Annotated in this window: 17 protein-coding genes; 12 read left to right on the forward strand and 5 right to left on the reverse strand. The window is 34.7% G+C overall.

Translation table 11 applies throughout. From position 1 onward, the window contains the following. Nucleotides 1-57: 57 nt before the first annotated feature. On the forward strand, nucleotides 58-195 hold the full coding sequence (locus tag AC5LWL_RS06030; RefSeq protein ID WP_493433477.1) for a hypothetical protein: 138 nt from the start codon (nucleotides 58-60) through the stop codon (nucleotides 193-195). Nucleotides 196-317: 122 nt separating this feature from the next. Here AC5LWL_RS06030 and katA read toward each other — a convergent pair whose 3' ends face one another. Beyond that, a complete protein-coding gene (gene katA, locus AC5LWL_RS06035) occupies nucleotides 318-1,772 on the reverse strand; it encodes a catalase KatA (protein WP_493433478.1) in 1,455 nt (484 codons plus the stop codon). A gap of 699 nt (nucleotides 1,773-2,471) precedes the next feature. Here katA and AC5LWL_RS06040 point away from each other — a divergent pair. The 3 genes from AC5LWL_RS06040 to AC5LWL_RS06050 all read left to right on the forward strand — a co-directional run bounded on the left by AC5LWL_RS06040 (nucleotide 2,472) and on the right by AC5LWL_RS06050 (nucleotide 6,518). After that, nucleotides 2,472-2,639, forward strand: coding sequence for a hypothetical protein (locus AC5LWL_RS06040; protein WP_493433479.1), 168 nt, complete (start codon nucleotides 2,472-2,474; stop codon nucleotides 2,637-2,639). Between the two features lie 1,372 nt (nucleotides 2,640-4,011). Next, complete coding sequence (locus tag AC5LWL_RS06045) at nucleotides 4,012-4,518, forward strand: shikimate kinase (protein WP_493436550.1); 507 nt, start codon at nucleotides 4,012-4,014, stop codon at nucleotides 4,516-4,518. A gap of 683 nt (nucleotides 4,519-5,201) precedes the next feature. Further along, nucleotides 5,202-6,518: an MFS transporter gene (locus AC5LWL_RS06050; RefSeq protein WP_493433480.1), complete on the forward strand. Its 1,317-nt coding sequence runs from the start codon at nucleotides 5,202-5,204 to the stop codon at nucleotides 6,516-6,518. 123 nt (nucleotides 6,519-6,641) lie between these two features. Here the strand turns inward: AC5LWL_RS06050 and AC5LWL_RS06055 are convergent, their stop codons facing one another. Further along, the gene (locus tag AC5LWL_RS06055) at nucleotides 6,642-7,553 is read right to left on the reverse strand and encodes a LysR family transcriptional regulator (protein ID WP_493433481.1); all 912 of its coding nucleotides are present in this window, start codon (nucleotides 7,551-7,553) and stop codon (nucleotides 6,642-6,644) included. Nucleotides 7,554-7,817: 264 nt separating this feature from the next. On the opposite strand from AC5LWL_RS06055, the gene AC5LWL_RS06060 reads away from it, so the two are divergent. The 6 genes from AC5LWL_RS06060 to AC5LWL_RS06085 all read left to right on the forward strand — a co-directional run bounded on the left by AC5LWL_RS06060 (nucleotide 7,818) and on the right by AC5LWL_RS06085 (nucleotide 16,421). After that, the gene (locus AC5LWL_RS06060; RefSeq protein WP_493433482.1) at nucleotides 7,818-9,809 is read left to right on the forward strand and encodes an oxidoreductase; all 1,992 of its coding nucleotides are present in this window, start codon (nucleotides 7,818-7,820) and stop codon (nucleotides 9,807-9,809) included. Between the two features lie 209 nt (nucleotides 9,810-10,018). Beyond that, nucleotides 10,019-10,882: a shikimate dehydrogenase gene (locus AC5LWL_RS06065; RefSeq protein ID WP_493433483.1), complete on the forward strand. Its 864-nt coding sequence runs from the start codon at nucleotides 10,019-10,021 to the stop codon at nucleotides 10,880-10,882. Nucleotides 10,883-11,139: 257 nt separating this feature from the next. Further along, the gene (locus AC5LWL_RS06070) at nucleotides 11,140-12,369 is read left to right on the forward strand and encodes an MFS transporter (protein WP_493433484.1); all 1,230 of its coding nucleotides are present in this window, start codon (nucleotides 11,140-11,142) and stop codon (nucleotides 12,367-12,369) included. 305 nt (nucleotides 12,370-12,674) lie between these two features. After that, a complete protein-coding gene (gene aroD, locus AC5LWL_RS06075; protein ID WP_493433485.1) occupies nucleotides 12,675-13,439 on the forward strand; it encodes a type I 3-dehydroquinate dehydratase in 765 nt (254 codons plus the stop codon). Nucleotides 13,440-13,861: 422 nt separating this feature from the next. Beyond that, complete coding sequence (locus AC5LWL_RS06080; RefSeq protein WP_493433486.1) at nucleotides 13,862-15,259, forward strand: aldehyde dehydrogenase; 1,398 nt, start codon at nucleotides 13,862-13,864, stop codon at nucleotides 15,257-15,259. A 76-nt stretch (nucleotides 15,260-15,335) separates the two neighbouring features. After that, nucleotides 15,336-16,421, forward strand: a complete 1,086-nt coding sequence (locus tag AC5LWL_RS06085) for a nitric oxide synthase oxygenase (RefSeq protein ID WP_493433487.1) — start codon at nucleotides 15,336-15,338, stop codon at nucleotides 16,419-16,421. 82 nt (nucleotides 16,422-16,503) lie between these two features. Here AC5LWL_RS06085 and AC5LWL_RS06090 read toward each other — a convergent pair whose 3' ends face one another. From AC5LWL_RS06090 to AC5LWL_RS06100, 3 genes are all read right to left on the reverse strand, one after another. Beyond that, on the reverse strand, nucleotides 16,504-17,046 hold the full coding sequence (locus AC5LWL_RS06090; protein ID WP_493433488.1) for a hypothetical protein: 543 nt from the start codon (nucleotides 17,044-17,046) through the stop codon (nucleotides 16,504-16,506). Nucleotides 17,047-17,818: 772 nt separating this feature from the next. Continuing rightward, on the reverse strand, nucleotides 17,819-19,147 hold the full coding sequence (locus AC5LWL_RS06095; protein WP_493433489.1) for a glycoside hydrolase family 68 protein: 1,329 nt from the start codon (nucleotides 19,145-19,147) through the stop codon (nucleotides 17,819-17,821). Nucleotides 19,148-19,730: 583 nt separating this feature from the next. After that, nucleotides 19,731-20,357, reverse strand: coding sequence for a DUF421 domain-containing protein (locus AC5LWL_RS06100; protein ID WP_493433490.1), 627 nt, complete (start codon nucleotides 20,355-20,357; stop codon nucleotides 19,731-19,733). Between the two features lie 382 nt (nucleotides 20,358-20,739). On the opposite strand from AC5LWL_RS06100, the gene rpoN reads away from it, so the two are divergent. Continuing rightward, nucleotides 20,740-22,077 (forward strand): RNA polymerase factor sigma-54, encoded by a 1,338-nt coding sequence (gene rpoN / locus AC5LWL_RS06105; RefSeq protein ID WP_493433491.1) that lies wholly within the window; start codon nucleotides 20,740-20,742, stop codon nucleotides 22,075-22,077. A gap of 262 nt (nucleotides 22,078-22,339) precedes the next feature. Continuing rightward, complete coding sequence (locus AC5LWL_RS06110) at nucleotides 22,340-23,095, forward strand: DeoR/GlpR family DNA-binding transcription regulator (RefSeq protein WP_493433492.1); 756 nt, start codon at nucleotides 22,340-22,342, stop codon at nucleotides 23,093-23,095. The last annotated feature ends 287 nt before the right edge of the window (nucleotides 23,096-23,382 follow it).

Consider the following 23,382-nt stretch of genomic DNA (forward strand, 5'->3'; position numbering starts at 1 on the left):
ATAGATCCATACTAACTCTGTACGTTTTAAAAAAGAGGATAGATGGAGGGAAAAATAATGGATAAAGCAAAAAAATCAGAAACAAATAACCAATGGGCATCAGCAAATGTTGAGGTAACAGCAGATTCAAAAGAAAATAAAAAAAGTGAAACAGATAATCAATGGGCATCTACAAACAAAAAATCAATCGAATAAGCAAATTTTACCTTAAGCTGTTAAATAGTCAGCGATAAGAAAATATTTGAGTAAATGAATTTCTTATTAAAAAAAAGTATCCAAAAGTCCATTGACTTTTGGATGCTTTTTTCACGTTTCGATTATTTCACAGATTTTGGCACGGATAAACCTAGTCCTTCTGCAATGCGAGTTCCGTATTCAGGATCCGCTTTATAGAAATGACCGATTTGGCGTAATTTAATTTCTTCTAATTCTACCGGCTTCATGGCTGCAACGATATTCTCAACTAACCTCTTACGTTCTTCTTCAGATAATAGACGGTATAAATCACCTGCTTGTGTATAGTGGTCATTATGATCGTATGCCACACTATCTGCCACTCCAGATACAGCAAATGCACTTGTTTTGTCTTCAGCAGATTCTGTCGGTCCACCAAAGCTGTTCGGTTCATAATAAACAGATCCTCCACCGTTATCATCAAATCGCATTTGCCCATCACGTTGATAATGATGAACGGGACATTTTGGGCGATTGATAGGTAATGCTTGATGATTCGCACCAACTCTGTAACGATGGGCATCACTGTATGCAAACAGGCGTCCTTGAAGCATTTTATCTGGAGAGACTTCGATGCCAGGCACTAAAGTTCCAGGAGAGAAGGTAGCTTGTTCTACTTCTGCAAAATAATTTTCAGGGTTGCGATCTAAAACCATACGTCCCACTTCCATTAATGGATAATCTTTTTGCGACCATACTTTTGTTACATCAAATGGATCAAAGCGATATGTGTCAGCATCTTCTATTGGCATAATTTGCACATAAAGTGTCCAAGCTGGGAAATCTCCGTTCTCAATACTGTTGAATAAATCTTCTATATGATAATCAGGATTTTCTCCAGCAATTTTAGAAGCAGCATCTACCGCTAAGTTTTTTACCCCTTGTTCGGTTTTAAAATGATATTTAATCCAAACAGCTTCTCCATTTTTATTCACCCACTTAAATGTATGGCTGCCGAATCCGTGCATATGCCTTAATGTAGCCGGAATCCCCCTGTCAGACATAAGAATGGATACTTGATGTAAGGATTCTGGAGAATGCGACCAGAAATCCCATACAGCAGTTGGGTTTTTCAAGTGTGTTTTTGGATCTCTTTTTTGTGTATGAATAAAATCAGGGAATTTTATAGCATCACGGATAAAGAATACAGGTGTATTATTTCCAACAATATCATAGTTCCCTTCTTCCGTATAAAACTTCACTGCAAATCCCCGAGGGTCACGAACAGTATCCGAAGAACCAAGTTCCCCTGCAACAGTTGAAAAACGAATAAACAATGACGTTCTCTTTCCAACTTCTGATAAAAAGTCAGCCTTTGTATATTTTGTTAAATCATTTGTTACTTCAAAATAGCCATGTGCACCGGCACCCTTAGCATGAACAACACGCTCTGGCACTCTTTCTCGATTAAAATGAGCTAATTTTTCTAATAAATGAACATCTTGTATCAATGTTGGACCACGGTATCCTGCAGTCATGGAGTTTTGATTATCAGCTACTGGTGCTCCCCATCCAGTTGTTAGTTTATTATTCGTCATCTAAAATCACCTCATCTATTTTTCTTGGTCTTTCGAGACCAGTTGAAAATAATAATATCATTTATCATTAAAAAATCAATACTATTTTATAATTATTATAATTAATTAAGGTTTTCTATTCCAACCCTGTAACATGGGCAAGATTCTGCAATCGTAATCGATATAAAAGACGAACTATCTAAGAAAGCAGCTCACAACCGACCAGGAAACGTTTTATTTTTAATCCTGAAAAGGGAGGACACAGCTACAACCCTTTAAAGAAAAACTTAAGATTCTACCGGTAAATCCCTATGAAGATAAAGATAAAATGAAAAAAGATCATTATTCTAGTTGACGAGAGTTTTACTATTTATAAAATTCTTTTTAGTAATAACAATAATTGTGTTAAGATAGGGTAAGGATTATTTACATTTAATATATATATTTACATATTTGGTTAATAAATCAAATATGTAAATTTTGCACTTCTATCTTTACGAGCATACCATGTTCCTTCTGTACCTAATGAAACTGAAAAACCAGCTTTTTCATATGTACCTTGTGCAGAACCCTTTATTGGCGTTTCGACAGTAGCTGGTTATTTAGGTACGAATATGGATTATGGTATTGAACTAAGAATTAATAAGACTTTCATATCGAATACAGTTAGATATATTCCAACGGAAGTAAAGGATCAAACTGATAAATGGAGATGATTTCATGAAGAGAATTGATGTTATTTTACTATTCATGGTTCTAGTAATCTCGGTATTGCTATTTCTTCTACTTCAAGGAAAAGTATCTAACGGCTATATAGTTCTAATAATATTAGGGTTAGGATTAGTTGTTGGATTCGTTAGACGCTTTTTTCTAAAAACAGAGACTTGATTAGTCAAAAAGAAATTAGAGATTTAAGGATAAATCGATTAGGATTATGAGAAAAGAAGCTGGGACATTAGTATACCAGCCGAAGATAAACCCGAACAATGATACGAAGATGTAAAAAATATTTCGTATTATGGTTTGGGTTTTTTATTCATGTAAAAAGAAGGTTTGTGGTAATTACCCGCAGCCTGCATACACTTCGCTTTTCATGGGGCTCGGCTTTAGCCGCTTCGACCCTGGACTGCAGGACCTCAGCTATCTCGCTAATCCCACAGGAGTCTACGTGTAGGCTGCTCCATTTTCCAATCCATTTCATTTTTTTTGGTAAAAGAATTAGGTTTTAGAAAATAGCATTTAAAAAACGAAGTGAAATGGAGCGGAAGACACTCGACTCCCGTGGAAAACGAGTGTTTGTAGCGCAATGGAACAACCTAGTTTTTATACTTAACTCAAACTTCGCAGTTATACATTCCTCTTCATGTTTCATGTATTAGCATAACTTGGTTTAGAGTAATTAGAAAAGGATGATTAATTCGTGTTTTTTTTGCAAACATGATTTCGTATAAATATGGGCAAGATTCTCGTTTCAGGATGCTCGCTTTCCGTGGGGCGTGCGATGAGCCTCCTCGGCGCAAGCGCCTGCTTAGGTCTCATCTAACCCGCTAATTCCACAGGAGTCTCGCACCTTACACTCCAATCAAGCCGTTTTGATTCAATAGTTGCTGTCGTTGAACTGGTGAAAACATCCATCTTATAGAAATAGACTAAAAGTGCACATTTTGGGAGAACAACGTTGAATAATAAACATAAAAAATCAACGCGCTACTAGTATTTAGTCATCATACCTTGTCATGAAATTCGAAGACAAGAACTTATTCTAAAACAGGTTGCTTGTAACGGAGGGTGCGAAGACTCCTGCGGGAAATGTGGGAAGGCTGAGACCCCGCAAGGCAACACCGAGGAGGCTCAAGCATAACCCCGCGGAAAGCGAAGCAACCCGTAGTGGAAAGCAACCCCCACAATAAAAAACAAGTCGCCCATTTTAATGTTGATTTTCATATATAAAGAGATATTAAGTAAAAAAAACTAGTATTAGTACCGTAAATTGAAGAGGATAAACAGGGATTGTATTCCATAAAAAAATAGTTCTTTTCTTGATGTTTACTTGTTAACAAATAAGCGGAGGACGATAAATTAGGACTTTTGCATGGAGGAAATAATCTTCTAGGATATAAGAAGTAGATGACGTATAATGTAAGAAGAAAAAAATTGATTATTGGAGAAATTTATTGTTTACTTGTCAGAATTAGGGGGCTTTAACGTGAATAAACGCAGTATTCCATTAAAAGAGAAGAATATTATTTTTATTGGTTTTATGGGAGTAGGTAAGACAACAATTGGAAAAACTGTTGCGAAGAAATTGTATCGTGATTTTCTTGATGTGGATCAGGTAATAGAGAACGAGTATAACATGCCTGTCCCTGAAATTTTTCATAAATTTGGTGAAAAAACATTTAGAGAAAAAGAAAAAGAAGTTATTATAGATCTTTGTGAAAATAAAAAACTTCATATTATTTCCTTAGGTGGAGGTTCTTTTTTACAGGAAGAGATAAAAAAAGTCTGTTTGGAAAATTGTATCGTGATTCATTTAGATTTATCTTGGGATTCTTGGAAAGAAAGAATCAACCTTATTATCGATAGCAGACCAGTTTTACAAGGAAAGTCAATGGAAGATATAGAGGAATTATTTAATAAAAGAAAAGAAGCATACGCTGATCATCATTCAAAAGTGTTGACAGATAGTAAAGAAATTGAGGAAGTGGCAGATTATATTGTGGAATCATTAAAATGGGCATGGGAATTGAATGAACCACTTTCTTAACCAGGGGAAAAGACACTATGATGAAGGATGTCTTTTTAAAAAGTAATAAAGACTTTAGTTAGTATCTCCCTCAAATATGCAAATATGATTGTTCTTAGAGAAGAAAATTACAGGAAGAAAAATTTGCTTAGCACTGTCTTCTTTTTTTTTCTACAAAATCCTGCAGGCATTCCGTCTAATCGAAGTTGTTATTTGTATTGCCTTGTAAGCCTTATGGGAAGTGGATTTCTATGTATAGTGGAGGGAGAAAAAACAAGAAGAAAAGTAGTCTTTTTTTAAAAGGTAAGAACGTATAAAATTTTTGAAATGTGAAATCTATCTAGCGCAAGCGCCTAACTCTAGTGAGTATTGCTCCATGCCTCTAAAAGTAAATGAGTCATGTGAACATTTTTCTTCAGAGTTATTCAAGGCGCTTGCGCTTTTCGTATTATTTGATGATATTTTTGCCGTTTTGATTAGATAATAAATTTGAACAATTCGTGACATTATGCGAAATTCATTGATAAAACAATTTTACCTCATTATGATGGGAGTATTCAGCTGAAGAAATAAAAGTGAATAGAGGATTGTTTTATTGTAATCATTTATGTGAAAACATTCACAAATTAAACGAAAGGAGTTTTCTGTAATTTTTAGAATGAGGTGTAACAAGTAGAGATAGGATTTTGAAGGTGGTTAGTGATTTGGAAAAAAATAAATATGTAACAACCTCAACGGGTTTGTATATTAACTATTTTCTGTATGGAATGGTTAATATTATGCTAGCATCTAATATGTCTTTTTTAACAGAACATTTTCATACAGATAATGCGGGAATTAGTTTTCTTATTTCAGCTGTTGGTTTCGGAAGATTATGTACTTTATATATTTCAGGTGTTCTATCGGATAAGTTTAACAGAAAAATATTTATAGTGATTGCTGGAATCATGATGTCCATCTTTTTAATTGGAATACCACTTAGTCCAAATTTTGCTTGGGCAATTACATTTGCTGTATTAGCTGGAGTAGCTAACTCTTGTTTAGATTCTGGAACATATCCAGCTTTAATGGAAATATTTCCAAAATCTGCGGGAGCAGCAACCGTTTTAGTACGTGGGGTTATTTCAATTGGTGCCATACTTTTGCCATATCTAATCATTTTTAATATGAATCATGGAATTTTTTATGGTGTTTCTTTTTTTATACCTGCTGGAATTTTTCTTCTTAATACTATTTTTAATATGAATCATGGAATTTTTTATGGTGTTTCTTTTTTTATACCTGCTGGAATTTTTCTTCTTAATACTATTTTTATCATGAATAATCATTTTCCGAAAAATACGTATCAAAAAAAAGAGAAGAAAAAGAAAGAAGAGAAAGAAGATGTTGTTGATGAAGGACAGCCGAAATTTTGGCAAGAAGGAATTGCGCTTATATTAATTGGTTTTACTGGACCCGCCTTGTTATATATTGTTCAGATTTGGCTGCCTACTTATGGGGAGCAGGTTCTCCTGTTTACGAAAACAGATGCTCTTAAATTAATCAGCTATTATAGCTTCGGCTCGTTATTATCTGTTGGCATATTAGTTGTTATTTTGCATCGTTTTGTCAAACCTGTAACAATTATTTTAGTATATCCAATTATATCGGTGATTTCATTAACAGCCTTGTTATTAGTACAATCACCAATTCTTGCTATTATTTGTGCTTTTATGATTGGCTTCTCTATTTCAGGGGTTTTACAATTGGCATTAACGGTAATGAGTGAATTTTTTAGTGGTAGAAAGGGAGAAATTACTGGGTTTGTTTATACAGCTACTTCCATTGCATATACTGTCATCCCTTTTTTAACGGGATTAATTCAAAGAAACGCTAACATGAAGTCTGTATTTATATTTGCGATTATTATTAATCTTGTTGGAATTGGATTAGCTGTATTTGTTTTGTTTAGATATGATAAAGTATTCGGAAGAAAGAAAATGAAGTCATTAAAGGGTTTAAGAAAACAAGAAGTATTGTAAGAACTAAAGATAAATAAAAAAAAGCAGCTTGATAAATCGAGTTGCTTTTTTTGTATTTATGGTAATAAATCTTATGTTCGGTGTACTAGATAAATCCTATTTTTGGGAAAAAAAGCATGAAAATTAGATGAGTTTTTTATATTTTAAATAGTATTCATTGCAATAATTAATGGCAAAGCTGCGAAATTGCAGTGTCGCTGGTGATAAATAGTGATTCTTTAAACTAGCAACATAAATAAAGCGCTGCAGTAAAGGCTCCTTAATCGAAATAACTTTCAGTTTATAATGCTGTAGCGCGTTTAGTTTTGGCATAATGGCAATACCGTAATTAATGGAAACTAATCCAGCCATCGCATGATCTTCTTCTACTTCACAAACAACATGTGGGGCAATATTGATTTTTTTAAACATATTGTCAATGATTGGCCGAATTCCGCTCGCCTCACTAAAGAAAATATAGGGATATTCTTCTGTATCTTTTAAATCAATGTGGTCAAGGGAAGCAAGTGGATGATCCTCTGAAACAACGAGAACCAACTCCTGCTCTACTAGTGGAACAAACTCTATATCTGGTTCATTTTCGATATAGGAACAGAAAGCTAAATCAATTTTTTGTTCTTTTATCGTCGAAATGATTTCATTTGTTGTGCTTTGATGTAATTTAAAAGACAAGTTTTCAAAGTTTTCTTTAGAAGAAAATTCTTTTAATAAATTTGGAACAAAATTTGCACCTAATGTATAAATAAAAGCAAGATCAATATGCCCATGTGATGGACTAGTAAGTTGTTTTAATTTTTTCTCTCCAAGCTCCAACTGATCTAAAGCAAGATTAACATATTCTAGAAAGAACTTTCCGTATTTTGTTAAACGGATATTTCTTCCTTGTTTTTCGAATAAATAGGTTTCAAGCTCCTTTTCCAATTCTGAAATAGCATGGCTTAAACTAGGTTGTGTAATCGATAACTTGGCAGCTGCTTGTGTATAATGCTCAAATTTTGCTAAAACCCGAAAATAGTGAAGATGTCGTAAATTCATCGGTACATATTCCTTTCTATTAAGTGTTTATTTGTTTTTTTTGTGGAGAAAAGGGATGATTCATAGAAAAAAACTATAAATAAAAAGAAGAAAATGCATTAGATTTATAAGTTTTTATCTAATATAATAAATTTTGTAAAAGTTATTAGTAGTCTTTGTTCAAAGTTTAACATATTTTTAATTGAATTTGTGAATAATTGAGCATAATATTGCTCAATTATTCACAAATAAAAAAGTCAGCCTTTGAAGTGGGAGGATTAGAAAATGGAAAAATATCAACATATCTTTAAACCAATTACAATTAATCGTTTAACGATTAAAAATCGTATTGTTATGCCGCCTATGGGAACGAATTATGCGGAGCCAAGTGGGGAATTTAATGAAGATCATATAAAGTATTATGAGCAAAGAGCAAAAGGGGGAACAGGATTAATCATTGTGGAAAATGCCTGTGTTTCCTTTCCATTAGGTGCAAATGGAACAACGCAAATTCGTATAGATCATGATCGATTTATTCCTGGTATGTATAAACTGACAGAAAGATTGCATCAACACGGTGCTGCAGTAGCAGTCCAAATAAACCATGCAGGAGCTTCAGCAGTTCCTGAAAGAATTGGAGGGCAGCCAGTTTCTGCATCTAATATTCCATCTAAAGTTGGTGGAGCGATACCAAGGCCATTAGATAAAGAGGAAATTTACAAAATAGTTGATGAGTACGGTAAAGCAGCAAAAAGAGTTGCAATGGCTGGTTTTGATGTTATTGAAATTCATGCGGGACATTCCTATCTATTGTGTCAGTTTTTATCGCCAATATATAACAAACGGACAGATGAATTTGGTGGAAGTTATGAAAACAGAGCTAGGTTTGCAAGATTAGTTATTGATCGAATTCGTCAAGAAGTTGGTCCATTATTCCCGATTTCTTTGCGGTTTAGTGCAGAGGACTTTGTGGAAGGCGGAAACAAACTTGAAGATATATTGGAAATTCTAGAGTACTTGCATGATGGAGTAGATATTTTAAATGTATCTGCAGCATTAAATCCTACTTTACAGTTTCAAATTGATCAAATGAGTTTGGCAGATGGTTGGAGATCTTATATGGCGAAAGCGGTAAAAGAGAAATTTAATAAACCAACTATAACAACAGGTAATATTCGCGATCCAAAAGTAGCAGATAAAATTTTGGAAAATGGGGAAGCGGACTTTATTGGAATGGGTAGACAAATGATTGCTGATCCATTCTATGTAGAGAAACTGTCAAAAGGAAACATCGATCAAATCAGAAAATGCATCTCTTGTAATATTGGATGTGCAGGACATAGAATCGCTTTAAACAGACCAATCAGATGTACTGTAAACCCAGATATTATTCATAATGAGGAATATAAAAATAAAAAAGTCAATCGACCGGTTAATGTGGTGGTTGTTGGTGGAGGTACGGCTGGATTAGAAGCCGCATGCACCGCTGCTGAGGTTGGATGTGCTACTTATCTATTTGAACAAAAGGATTATTTTGGGGGACTAGCAAGAGAAATTTCAAGACTTCCTGAGAAAAAAAGAATACAAGATCTTCCCAATTATTTAGTAAGAAGAAGTGAAGGGTTAAACAATCTAGTAACATTTAAAAATAAGAAAGCAGATATAGCAGCAATTGATACATTAAATCCAGATGTTGTGATAAATGCAACTGGTTCAAAACCATTGTTGCCGCCAATCCCTGGTCTATTAAATCATATTGATAAAGAGGGAGAAAATGTTTATTCTATTTTTGGATTATTAAATAGAATAAATGAATTCACTGAGTTTGAGGGGAAAAAAATTGCGGTTATTGGCGGAGGGGCTGTTGGATTGGATGTAGTTGAATTCTTTGCCGAAAGAGGAGCAACTGTTTCTATTATTGAAATGCAGCCGGAATTAGGAAAAGACTTGGATCTGATTACGAAAATTTCTATGATGACGATGTTAAAAGAAAGAAACGTCGATATTCATGTGAATACCGCTTTAACAGAGGTTGCAAGTAATCACTTTAAAGTGAAATATAATGGCGAAGAATCTTCTATCGATTTTGATTATGGATTTGTATGTCTTGGAATGAAACCAGAAAATCCAGGGCTAAGTAAGCTGCAAGAACATTATTTAAATACAAATGTAGAGGTTGTAAATATAGGAGATAGCTGGTCTACTAGAAAAATTATGGATGGCATGAGAGAAGGCAGAAATATATTGACAACCTTTGAAAAAATTGGAGCTAGATAAAAGATTTTTGTAAGGAGAAGAAAAAGGGTTGCTTACATTAATTAGTTTTTCTTCTCCCGTACCACTCAAATGGGGAAACAGCTTCTTCCCTATACCTAACAGATAGAAATGATTGCTTATCTTATTAATAATCTTCAGTAACTGGATAAAAAAAACGCTAGTTATGGGAAGAATTATATAAATTTTTAACTATGGAGAGGAAGAGAAACATGGCAGAACGTATTACTGGAAAAACGAAGTTAATTGGTTTACTAGGAACACCTATTTCACACAGCAAATCCCCAAAAATGCATAATGAAGCATTTGCTAAACTAGGATTAGATTATGTTTACTTAGCATTTGATGTAAACAATGAACAGCTCCCAAAAGTTATTGAAGGATATCGTGCATTAAATGTGAGAGGATCCAATGTAACAATGCCGAATAAAACCCTTGTGTGTAACTATTTAGATAAGTTATCACCAGCAGCTGAAATGATTGGAGCTGTAAATACGATTGTAAATGATGATGGAGTATTAACTGGTCATATTACAGATGGAACTGGCTATATGAGAGCACTTAAAGAAGCTGGAATTGATATCATCGGTAAAAAAATGACGATTGCAGGTGCTGGTGGAGCAGCGACAGCAATTTGTATTCAAGCAGCACTTGATGGAGTAAAAGAAATTTCGATTTTTAATAGAAAAGATGAAAACTATAGCAGAGCTGAAAAAACGGTTCAAGAGATTAATAGCAAAACAGATTGTAAAGCGTCATTATTTGATTTGGATCATACAGAAGCACTGCGAAATGAAATTGCTGATAGTGTTATTTTTACAAATGGAACTTCAGTTGGAATGAAACCATTAGAAGGACAGTCTGTTATTACAGATCCAAGTATGCTTCGTCCAGATTTAATCGTTTCAGATGTAGTCTATATGCCAGAGAAAACCAAATTATTAGAAATGGCTGAAGCACAAGGATGCCGGATCATTAATGGTTTAGGCATGATGTTATGGCAAGGAGCAAAAGCCTTCGAACTATGGACTGGAGAAGAAATGCCTGTTGGACATGTGAAGGAATTATTATTTTAATTTTTCTTAGGTTAGTATGTGAATGTTTGAACAAGGTGAGGATGTTCATATAAGAAACTCAAGTGGAGACTTGTTTCTCGTCTCCACTAATTGAAATAAAAAAAGCAGAAACAAATCTAAAAAGGGTAGGTAGCGAGCGGGAAATGATGAACATTTCTATGGAAGAAGAGACTAACAACAGAGCATCAAGTTTTTTTAACTCTCATAAAAGCAGGCTCATACCAGCCCCCTATAGACAACAAAAAGGAGAATGAAAGATGCGAAAGAATCAATATATGCCAACAGCAATCGCCTTATATATGAACTATTTCATACACGGTATGGGAGCTATTATTTTAGCTCAAAACATGGATTTTTTGACAAAGCAGCTTCATACAGATACTGCTGGTGTGTCTTACGTTATTTCAGCTTTGGGAATAGGGAGGCTTCTCGTTCTTTTTGCAACAGGTGTTTTATCTGATAAATTTGGAAGAAAACCATTTGTTCTTATTGGCATGGGGATTTATTCATTATTTTTCCTAGGAATCTTATTTAGTACAAATGTAACGGCGGCATTTATCTTTGCTTTACTTGCAGGTATTGCAAATTCTTCCCTTGATTCTGGAACATATCCAGCATTAATGGAATCTTTCCCTAAAACGGCAGGAACTGCAAGTGTTATTATTAAAGCATTTATTTCAGCAGGACAATTTACGATTCCATTTATTATTGGGTTTCTTATAAGCAATGATTTATATTTTGGCTATTCTTTTATTTTCTGTATTGTTATTTTCATTTTAAATGGATTATTGTTAATAAAACTTCCTTTTCCTGATCATACGCAAAAGCCGGAAGCCGCTGGGGAAGAGGCTGCGGTAAATAAGTTTGTTGGGAAGCCAAAGTTCTGGATAGAAGGATTATGCTTAATTATCATTGGATATACAGCAACAGCAACTTTTTATTTAATATCTGTTTGGCTGCCAACTTACGGAAGAGAAGTGGGAGAGATGACAAAAACGGCATCTTTAACACTTATTAGCTATTATAGTATTGGATCACTTATAGCTGTTTTTATTACATCTTATTTAGTAAAAAGCTTAATCAAGCCTGTAACTTTTGTATTGATATATCCACTTATATCCTTTATTGCTTTATTAATTTTATGGGCATTTCCAACTCCAACGGTTTGCATCATTGCCGGCACAGTAATTGGATTCTCAGCAGCAGGTGGTGTATTACAATTAGCATTGGCAACTATGTCTGAATTATTTCCAACCAGCAAAGGGAAAATCACAGGGATTGTGTATACAGCATCAAGCTTAGCAACATTTTCCATCCCTGTTATAACAGGAATTATGTCCAAAACAAGTATCAGCAATATTATTTTCTTTGATGCAATGATTACATTAGTTGGAGTTATTCTTGCAGTAGTTGTAAATATTCGTTATCGTAAAGTTATTCGTCCAATAAAAACAACCGAAATAACTGGAAATCCAATAACACAATAAGTATAAAGATAGCTTTTTATAACATTCGAAACAGAGAGCAGCTCTTTTCAGAGTAGACACCTATGCAACCAAATTCGCATCATAGCACATGAAAAGAAGCAGTTTTCTTAAATTTATAAGCAGGGAGCAGCCAGCATACACGAAGACTCCCGCGGGAATGCGAGAAAGCCGAGACCCCGCAGCGAGGAGGCTCGCCGCCCGCCCCATGGAAAGCGAAGTGTATTCTGACTGCGGACTTATCGAGAGCGCCTCTTTTCAAGGTAGCATTAAAAAAGTAGATTATGAACGAAACAGGAGTGAGGAATATGGAGAATATAGTAAAAGTTAGAGAAGTGAACATTGGGGAAGGTACTCCAAAAATATGTGTATCAATGATTGGAAAAACTGCCAACCTATTAAAAGAAGAAGCAGCCTTTCTTAAAACACTTCCACTAGATGTAATCGAGTGGCGAGTAGATTTCTATGAAGAAGTAGAAAATATAGACAGCGTAAAAGCAACATTACAAGAAATTCGAAATATAATAGGAAACACTCCATTAATCTTTACTTTCAGAAGCGCAAAAGAAGGAGGAGAAAAAGAAATAAATGCTTCAGCATACCTTGCATTAAATAAAGCAGTCAGTGAAACAGCTTTAACAGACATTATTGATGTAGAGCTATTTAATAAAGAAGAAGATGTAAGAGAGCTTGTAGAACATGCCCATAAGCATAAGGTAGCTGTTATTATTTCTAACCACGATTTTGCCAAAACTCCTCCGAAAGAAGAAATAATTGCACGTCTCAAGAAAGCACAAGAATTAGGAGCAGATTTACCGAAAATTGCATTAATGCCAAATAGTATTGCCGATGTTATTACCGTTTTAGATGCAACAAACACGATGAAAGAACAATATGCAGATAGACCAATAATAACGATGTCAATGGCTGGGAAAGGTGCAGTTAGTCGAATGGCAGGAGAACTATTTGGATCCGCATTAACATTTGCAGCAGCCAAAAAAGCATCAGCTCCAGGACAAATTCCCGTAGCAGAATTAAAAACAGTATTAAATATATTACACAGCGGATTGTAAAATAAGCAAAAGCAGATAAAGCCTGAATGAACTATTTTTTATAGTGCATCCAGGCTTTTTTCAATAGACACTCATGCAAACAAAATATATTCCATAACCCATGAAAAGAAGCAATTTTCATAAGTTTTATAAGTAGGGAGCAGTCAGAATACACGAAGACTCCCGTGGGAATGCGAGAAAGCCGAGACTCCGCAGGAAAGCGAAGTGTATGTGACCTGCGGACTTATTCGAGAGGGCCCAAAGCCACTTTTTCAGAATAGCTATAACGAAACGTATCAACATCAAAGATAGGAATTCAAAGAATAGAAAGAGAATAGAATTTCAGCAGGATGAAAGGAAAGACAAGATAACGCTTTTGTTTTTTTATTATTTTTGGTACTTTTGAATATACAAAGAAAAACAGAAAGCGTGGAGAAAAGAGAATGCCGAATATAGAAACAAATCCGATTGATGTAGAACAGCTGATTAGTGAACATCAACAATTTTTTGAAAAGACACAAACGCTGTCCGTAGATTTTCGAATCCTTCAATTAAAAAAATTAAAAGCAGGAATAGAGCAGTATGAACAAGAAATAGTCAACGCACTTCAAAAGGATTTAGGAAAACATGCTTTTGAATCCTATACCTATGAAGTGGGCTTTGTATTAAGAAGCATCAGGCATGCAATAAAAAATGTAAAGAAATGGGCGAAACGAAAAAAAGTAAAAAGTCCAGTTGCTTTGTTTCCATCGAAAAGCTATCTACAGTATGAACCATTTGGAACCGTTTTAATTATTGGTCCATTTAATTATCCTTTTCAGCTAGTGATGGAGCCATTAATTGGGGCAATTGCTGCTGGAAACTGTGTGGTAGTAAAGCATTCTGAACTGGTTCCTACCGTTTCTGCTGTTTTGACAAAAATGATTCAATCCACTTTTGATAAGCACTATATTCGTTCTGTTGAGGGCGGAGCTGCAATTAATATAGCTTTAATTCATGGTTCTTTTGATTATATCTTCTTTACAGGAAGTGTATCTATTGGAAAACGTGTCATGGAAGCAGCCGCCAAAAAACTTATACCTGTTACCTTGGAATTAGGAGGAAAAAGCCCAGTATTTGTTGATGAACATGCTAATATTCCCCTTGCTGCTCAGCGTATTATTTGGGGGAAAACAGTAAATGCCGGGCAAACATGTATTGCTCCAGATTATCTTGTTGTTCACGAATCAATAAAAGAACAATTAGTTCAAGAAATGAAAAAAGCTTTGCAAGCATTTTATGGAACAACTATTGAAAGCAGTAAAGATTTTGGCAGAATAGTGAATGACCAACATTTTAAACGTTTACAACAAATGATGGAGCAAGAGCAAAAGAAAATCATTGCTGGTGGGAAAAGCAATAGGAAGACACGCTATATAGAACCAACTTTATTGAATGCCACATGGAATTCTCCTTCAATGGCAGAGGAAATATTCGGACCAATTCTTCCTATCATTACATACGTTGATTTAGATGCTGCCATTCAGTCTGTCAAGAAACTTTCAAAGCCTCTTGCCTTATATATATTTACAACAAATAGAGAAATAGAGCAAAATATTTTAGGGAATATTTCTTCTGGTGGAGTATGTATTAATGATACGATCACACATGCTGCTAATCCGAATTTGCCTTTTGGTGGGGTAGGAAGTTCAGGAATGGGAATGTATCATGGCATTTATAGTTTCTTGACTTTTTCACATAAAAGGAGTGTTTATAAAAAAAATGATAAATGGAATATGCCATTTTTGTTTCCACCTTACACAAAAAAGAAGGAAAGGTTAATTCGTAAAGTATTAAAATAAGAAAGCGACTACGATAGTATTAATGAAGTTTTTTTCCATATGATAAAAATTGTATAGCTAACAAGGAGGAGTATGGTTGCAACAATCAGTAGACCTATTACAAGAAGCAGTAACATTTATCGAAACTTGTTATAAAGAATTAAAAAAAAGTGAACAGCAAATGGAGCAAAGAATAATCGAGATTAAAAAAGATATAGATGATTTAGGGTATTATACACATACAAAAGAAGAGTTAGAGCATGGAGCTAAGATGGCTTGGCGGAATAACAACCGTTGTATTGGAAGATTGTTCTGGGAAAGTCTGCATGTAATCGATCAAAGAATGGTAGATACGGAAGAAGGAATGCGAGATGCCTTATTTGAACACATTCAATACGCAACAAATGGCGGCCGCATCCGACCAACTATTACGATATTTCATCAGAAAACAAAAGACATGGAGATACGTATATGGAATCAGCAACTAATAAGATATGCTGGATATCAAACAAACCATGGTGTTATAGGAGATCCTGATTCATTTGCCTTTACAAAATGTTGTCAAGATTTAGGGTGGACAGACAATGAGACACATTTTGATGTTTTGCCATTAGTCGTGCAAATGAATGATAATCATCCTAAAATATTCCCTATACCAAAAGAGCTTATCTTAGAAGTGCCTATTCGCCATCCAGAATTTAATTGGTTTCATGATTTACAATTAAAATGGTATGCTGTTCCAATCATTTCAAATATGTGTTTAGAGATTGGCGGAATTCATTATACAGCTGCTCCATTTAATGGCTGGTATATGGGAACAGAAATTGGTGCTAGAAACTTAGCGGATGAGAATCGTTATAATATGCTGCCAAAAATAGGCTCATTAATGGAATTAAACCAGCAGAAAAATAGTTCATTATGGAAGGATAAGGCATTAGTTGAATTAAATATAGCAGTGTTGTCTTCTTTCCGTGAAGCGGATGTAACGATTGTGGATCATCATACAGCAGCACAGCAATTTAGAGCGTTTGAAAAGAAGGAGGCAGAGAAGGGAAGAGAATTAACTGGAAATTGGGCATGGCTGATACCGCCATTAGCACCAGCAACTACTCATATTTTTCATAAACGTTATAATAATGCTGTTATAAAACCAAACTATTTTAATCAAAAGAGTCCATACTAAGGGACTTTAATAAAAACATGACTTAGCTGAGTTTATTACAGGATGGATAGTATAAGAAGAAAACAAATGTAATAATAAAACATTATTTCCCGGTAAACTCAGTTATGCCAAATGTTTGACTATAGTCATAGCCATTAAAGAAAATGTCTAAATCATGAAAATAGCGATGAAGCTTGCGCATGGCCTCTCGGTTATCTCCATTGATGACTTGCTGTGCATTTTGTCTAATGCTGTCTAAATCATTTTCAATTTTCTTATTGGCAACAGATATATTCTCTAATTGCTCCAAGATAGCAGCTGCTGCTTCCTTTTGTTCCGTGTAACTGGCTGTATCGATTTTTCCCCAGCCAAGTGTAGTATTATAAAAATCATGCCAAGTAGAAATAAAGTCATGGCCATTTGTACCATCTGCTAGTGTTACCACGTCTTCGTTAACAGGCTTATGAACTGTTTTTCTATTTACATCTCCTGAATTATCTGAAGAAGCCTCTTGGTTAGTTTTAGTTGCTTGTTGTGTACTTTCTTTTTCTAAATACAATAATAGACCAAAAGTAATAGAAGCAATGAGTGCTCCTCCGCCAAAAATAATACCAATACTCCATAGAAGAATTTTTTTCCAGTGCATAAAAGTGAAATCAACTCCTTATTTGCAAGATTTCCTGTTTTATAGTCTATCATTCTATTATTAGTATTTCAATTTTTTACAAAGTTAGAAAAATTTAATAAGTAACTCATACTTCGCACCATCAAATTCGTTTGCAAGTCTTGATATTACTTGGTTTAAGAATAATAAAATTTGAGACTTGTTTTTTATTATGGGGGTTGCTTTCCACTACGGGTTGCTCGCTTTCCGCGGGGTGGGATCTGAGCCTCCTCGGCGTTGCCTTGCGGGGTCTTTAGCCTTCCCGCATTTCCCACAGGAGTCTTCGCACCCTCCGTTACAAGCAACCTGTTTTAGAATAAGTTCTTGTCTTCGAATTTCATGACAAGGTATGACTACTAAATACTAGTAGTGTTGATTTTTTATGTTATTATTCAACGTTTTTCTCCCAAAATGTGCACTTTTAGTCTATTTCTATAAGGTGGATGTTTTTACCACTTCAACGACAGCAACTAATGAATTAAAACGGCTTGATTGGAGTGTAAGGTGCGAGACTCCTGTGGGATTAGCGGGTTAGCTGAGACCTAAGCAGGCGCTTGCGCCGAGGAGGCTCATCGCACGCCCCACGGAAAGGGAGCATCCTGAAACGAGAATCTTGCCCCAATTTATAAGGAATAATAACTGTGAAGTTTGAGCAAGTACTATTAGTTTAGCGGAGTCCTGAATTGTTTTTTCACAAGAAAGGCTGTACCAAAAGAATAAAGACACTTGGTACAGCCAGAATTAGTAGATGCGGTTAAAGCTGAGAACTAGGCTGGAATGTTCCTAATAGACGGCCTACTCTAGTATTTTTGTTATTTATTAATAACTCTACAACTGGTGATGCCGATTTGATTTTTTGGGTGTTTCCTTCAGGTCCAGTAGAGAAATTACTATAAGCAATTACAACAAAACGTCCATTTTCAGCTGGAACAATAAGCCAAGAGTAGACATATTGCTCGTTATTCTCCTGTCCAACATAGGGATCTCCAGGAGATTTTTGGGTGATGACGATACCAGTTTGGTTAAGTGCTTCGTATTCCCCAAACAAAGAGTCAGCCATAAAGCCAATTAAAAAATCACGGTTAACTAAGTCGTTTCCGTCTACAGTCATTTTATTCCCATGTGTTGCTACAAACAAATAATAGTGATTTTCATAAACGATTACATTTATACGTTCAATTTCATCTGTTACAAGATTTGTTGTTAAGATCGGCGGAAGAAATGCTGCTTCTGTTTTATTATTGCTAAGTTTAAGTGCACCAACACAGCCATTTGCTTTTAAATCATCAGCAGAAGGTTGATATCCTTCAGAGAATGCTCCAATAAATTTTTCTTCTACCGTTCCTTCTGTATTCAAGGCTTGTCCGGTATTTGCTTCAAAGAGAAGATACTCTTGTCCATCTTTTGGGTCTTTAAAATAGTGGGGATCACGAAAAGTAAAGTTATTCACTTGATCACTGCCTAAATCACGACGATGTTGGGTAGGGAATCGTTGTTCCATCCAAACGGCTTCATCTACTTTTTGATAAAAATAGCCATCTGGTTCAATGAGGATTTCATGATAACTTGGAGCTGATAATTGGAAAGAGGAGGAATTAGCTAATACAGGAACTTTAGCTGTTGCAAACTGCTGTTGTGTTTGGTAAATTCCAGTTTCTGGATCTTGATAAGAGGAGGCAATTGTATAAAAAAACTGTAAATCTCCTTCAGAAGTCAATATAGTAGAACCGGACCATTCCTGCGTGTTTTCTATGAGACGATTGGTAAAAACATAGCCGCCAGGATGCCAATTATTTTCATTGATTTTTGAATAAAAATACATTAATTTTGCTTGGCTAAGGTCGCCAATCGGTGCTCCTAAAGCAATTAGAACATTATAGCCCCCAACATTAGCAACTTGTCCTTCTTCATTTAAAGCAAGCCAGTTATCCCATATATCTCGTTCAGGATCTAATGAACGCACCTGACTTACATCAAAAACAGGAAACGTATTTCTCTCATTGACAGCCATGGAATCAGCATGTTCTCTCTTCCAGCTTGTCACATTCCAGTTAGCTGGAACATTCGGTTGATCATAAAACATAATGTCTCCTTCTTTCTATTCAGTTGATAGATAATAGGGGGGATTCAAAAAAGTTCGGTGAAAATGACACATCTAATTTCTTTGGTCCTTTTATCCCCCCTTAATTATCTTCAACATACAATACGAAAAAAGACATCAACTCGTATGGACTGACACCTTTAAATAAGGAAAAGAAACGAATGCTCCTGATAAAACTCCCTAGTATTATGAAAAGCGCTAGTTTTAAATACTAGGAAGACAAAAAAAGACATGATAGAAAAGACATCATGTCTACGAATAATAGTTATCCTTTTGTTCTTCTTTAAGGAAGTAACTCCCAATGATGAAGAAGCTTCACTTAGAGAAAAAAACAGTAGGAATTAACTAATAGTGCGTGTTCAAAAAGGAGGATAAAAAGGACCGAGAAGTTCGAGGCGGTTTAGCTTGGAGCATCGGCCTTCCGCAGGATGTGGTGACTTCAACGTTGCTCACAGGACGTGAGCGTTTTTAGTTGAAGATCCTCTAGTTGAATACGTGAGAAGCGGAGAAGCAAACCAACGAAGAAATTCGATGTGTCATTTTTACCGGACTTTTTGAACAACCTCTAATATGTATAAAGCTTTAAATCATTTTGATAGTATTCAGCAAAAAATATATCTTCCATTTTAAAGCCTTTTTCTTCTAACATGGACAGCAGCCATTCCTCATCTCTGCCGATATCCTCTAGCCCTTCTTGATGAATATCGCCATCTGATATTAACATATAAGAATATTCTTCATCATCTTTATGAATAACGGTAAGCTGTCCATTCTGCTCAATTTGGGCTTTTTTTAACGAGCCAATATAGTTAATATCTTTTAATCGGAGCATCGTATAAAAGGTTTTGGTTGATAATTTTGCTTTTTTAAAATTATCAATAAGCAAAACCCCATCACGAACAATTACTACCCGTTCTCCTTCCACAAATTGTTTTACATAACGATTTTTTAATTTCAGAATACGAATAATATAACCTAATAACCCCCAAATAATTAAAACAATAAGAAATTGTGTAATGGTAATGGCAGGACTGTAAATAATCCCCCCTAGAATTCCACCTAACACATAGTTTTGAATTTGGTCAGCTGGAGTGAGTGGTGCTAAGTTTCCTTTTCCAGATAAGTTCATAAAAACAATAAGACAAAAAAAGCCTATTGTTAATTTTATTGCCACTTCAATATATGTACTCATATATTCGCACCTTTCTTTGTATAAGTTACTACTTTGTATAAGTTACTATATAGATTAAATGCGGATTTTTTCAAAAGACGTTAAGCTATAATCATGAAAAAAAAAGAGGAATTATATCCAATTTATATAGGCGATATATTCCCTTTTAGCATTACCAATTTTGTGTTTTGTATCCGTGTTCAATCGTTGAAATAGAATAAGAATCTATGGTAATAATGATTAAAATTCGGTATAATGAATATAAAGAAAACGGGAAAAACATGCATTAAAGGAAGAAAAAATTTTTACAATGAAAAGAAAGCGCATTCAATAAAAATTCAGAATTTTTATAAAATAATGGTCGTATTAATAATAGAAAGGGTATTAGTGAGGAGGAAACAAGGTGGATCTTCAGCCGAATATTTTGCAATATCAAAAGACATCAATGGTTTTAAATCACGAAATGCTTCAAGCAATCTCTTTATTAGCGTATTCCACTCATGATTTGCTTGATTTTATTCGTGAACAGGCATTGGAGAATCCGCTGATAGAATGTGATCAATGCTTTAAGGAAGTTGCGGCCAAGGTAGAAGGGTATGAACTACCGAGAAAAGAGAAAAAACAGCAGCAAAAGGATGATATAGATTCTTTCATGGAAAACGTAAAAGATACGTCTAATATAACCTTATCTGCTTTTCTATTAGAGCAAGCAGGACTTTTAAAATTAAGTGAAAAAGATGATAAATGCTTAACCTATTTTATACACAGTTTAGATGAAAATGGATATTTAACAGAGACAATAGAAGAAATTTGTTCCACATTATTTATTACAGTAGAGAAGGGAAGAGAATATGTTAAGCTATTGCAAAGCTTAGAACCAATTGGGGTTGGAGCAAGTAGTTTACAGGAATGTTTATTGCTGCAGTTAGAGAAGAAATATCCAGAAGATAAATTGTCCTATATAATTATAGCGGAATATTTTGTCACATTTGCAGACAAGAAATGGCCGTATATCTCAAAAAAGTTAGGCGTTTCCTTATCGGATATTCAAGAAGTGCAAAGGAAAATACTTGTGCTCCAGCCAAGACCAGGAGTAAGCTTTCAGCAAGATGTATCGCTGTATATTCGACCAGATGTTTCTGTTTATCCAGTCAACGACCAGTTGGAAATTCAATTAAATGATCCACTCTTTACAAAACTAACATTACATGAAGATTACCAGCTCTTGCTGCAAAATAAACAAGGGAATGAGTATGAGTATATACGGAAAAAATACGCAGAATTTCAATCTCTGCGAAATGGACTTAAACAGAGAGAGGCAATATTACTCGAAATCAGCGCTTGTATTGTAGAGCAGCAGAAAGAGTTCTTTTTTAAAGGGCCTAGCAAATTAAAACCGCTCACATTAAAACAAGTGGCAGATATACTTGGTGTTCATGAATCGACTGTGAGCCGAGTCGTTTCTAATAAATATATGGAAACATCTTTTGGGATTGTTGGATTAAAATCATTTTTCAGCCAAGGAATGAAGGGGGAGAATGAGACAGAGGTTTCTTCTGCTGCAATAAAAAAAATAATTATTGATTTAATAAAGGAAGAAGATAAACATAAACCGTTATCAGATGAAAAAATAAAAAAAATATTAGAAACGAACCATAATATATTTGTGTCTAGACGTGTTATAACAAAGTACCGGGAAGAATTGAATATTTCCTCTTCGACAAAAAGAAAGCAATTCTAGAATTTATATAAAACAACATGTATGAGCCTCCTTTCAATAGAAAGTTACCGGATGGATATTCCGGGAAACATCTATAAAAAGGAGTTTTTTTATTGTAGTTAATAAGTGTAAGGTTTCTAAGAGTTCTTATGAGTCTAGTTAACCGTCTTATTAACTTAAAAATCACTATAAGTAATTATCGTTATTTTTTTACTTGGTAATGTTATATTACTTGTAAATGAAGGTTATATAACTTATAATTACTTATATAAAGGAGGATATTATGTATCAAGAAGAAAGACTTGTAAAAATACTTGAAATTTTGAATGTGCAGCAAAGTATGTCTGTTAATGAAATTTGTAAACGTTTTACTATATCTAGAGATACTGCAAGAAGGGATATAGTAAAATTGGTAGAAAAAGGTGCCGCTATTAGAACGCATGGTGGAATTTCTTTGCCAGCTCTAAATGAGACGATTTTAGCCTATCGAGAGCGTGTGCAATCCTATTCATGTGAAAAAAGGAAAATTGGCAAGAGTGCGTCTGATTTTTTAGAAGACAAAGGAGTTTATTATTTTGATGTATCGACAACAGTTTGCTGTTTAGCAGAACAGTTAAATAAAAAGCTGCAAGTATATACTCATTCTTTAGATATTGCAGAAGTGCTTTCTGATCAATCGGAGGTTTCCCTTTTTCTTTTTGGAGGAAGCTTTCATAAACAAAATCGATTTTTCTTTGATGTGGAAAGTGTAAATCAAGTAGATAAAATGAAATTTGATACAGCCTTTTTAGGTGCGGCTGCGATTATGGAAGATGGAATTTATTTTGAAGATAAAGAAGATGCCTATATGAAAAGCATCATTGTACGTAGAAGTTCAAAAAATATTATTTTAGCGGATTTTAATAAGTTCTCCAAAACTAGTTATTATAAAGGAATGGATTGGGGGGACATCCATATTGTTATTACCGATCAATGTCCTCCACCAATTTTTTGTGAACGAATGAAAGCAAATAATATAACTCTTTGTATAGCTGAATAAGCTGCGTTTTCTCGCTATTAAAAGGTATAGGAGCGAGCACAAAACTTATAGAGGTTGTTCAAAAAGTCCGGTGAAAATGACACATCGAATTTCTTCGTTGGTTTGCTTCTCCGCTTCTCACGTATTAACGAGAGGTTCTTCCACTAAAAACGCTCACGTCCTGTGAGCAACGTGGAAGTCATCACATCCTGTGAAAGGGTGATGCTCGAAGCTAAACCGCCTCGAACTTCTCGGTCCTTTTTATCCTCCTTTTTGAACACGCACTTATAGAAAAGCTTTAATAGAAA

It is taken from the genome of Niallia sp. WK069_GA_01, from assembly GCF_983173855.1.

Bases quoted from the DNA above. Each gene is read 5' to 3' on its own strand.
- AC5LWL_RS06030 (WP_493433477.1), top strand. From the start codon at position 58: ATGGATAAAGCAAAAAAATCAGAAACAAATAACCAATGGGCATCAGCA.
- katA (WP_493433478.1), bottom strand. From the start codon at position 1,772: ATGACGAATAATAAACTAACAACTGGATGGGGAGCACCAGTAGCTGAT.
- AC5LWL_RS06040 (WP_493433479.1), top strand. From the start codon at position 2,472: ATGAAGAGAATTGATGTTATTTTACTATTCATGGTTCTAGTAATCTCG.
- AC5LWL_RS06045 (WP_493436550.1), top strand. From the start codon at position 4,012: ATGGGAGTAGGTAAGACAACAATTGGAAAAACTGTTGCGAAGAAATTG.
- AC5LWL_RS06055 (WP_493433481.1), bottom strand. From the start codon at position 7,553: ATGAATTTACGACATCTTCACTATTTTCGGGTTTTAGCAAAATTTGAG.
- AC5LWL_RS06060 (WP_493433482.1), top strand. From the start codon at position 7,818: ATGGAAAAATATCAACATATCTTTAAACCAATTACAATTAATCGTTTA.
- AC5LWL_RS06065 (WP_493433483.1), top strand. From the start codon at position 10,019: ATGGCAGAACGTATTACTGGAAAAACGAAGTTAATTGGTTTACTAGGA.
- AC5LWL_RS06070 (WP_493433484.1), top strand. From the start codon at position 11,140: ATGCGAAAGAATCAATATATGCCAACAGCAATCGCCTTATATATGAAC.
- aroD (WP_493433485.1), top strand. From the start codon at position 12,675: ATGGAGAATATAGTAAAAGTTAGAGAAGTGAACATTGGGGAAGGTACT.
- AC5LWL_RS06080 (WP_493433486.1), top strand. From the start codon at position 13,862: ATGCCGAATATAGAAACAAATCCGATTGATGTAGAACAGCTGATTAGT.
- AC5LWL_RS06090 (WP_493433488.1), bottom strand. From the start codon at position 17,046: ATGCACTGGAAAAAAATTCTTCTATGGAGTATTGGTATTATTTTTGGC.
- AC5LWL_RS06095 (WP_493433489.1), bottom strand. From the start codon at position 19,147: ATGTTTTATGATCAACCGAATGTTCCAGCTAACTGGAATGTGACAAGC.
- AC5LWL_RS06100 (WP_493433490.1), bottom strand. From the start codon at position 20,357: ATGAGTACATATATTGAAGTGGCAATAAAATTAACAATAGGCTTTTTT.
- AC5LWL_RS06110 (WP_493433492.1), top strand. From the start codon at position 22,340: ATGTATCAAGAAGAAAGACTTGTAAAAATACTTGAAATTTTGAATGTG.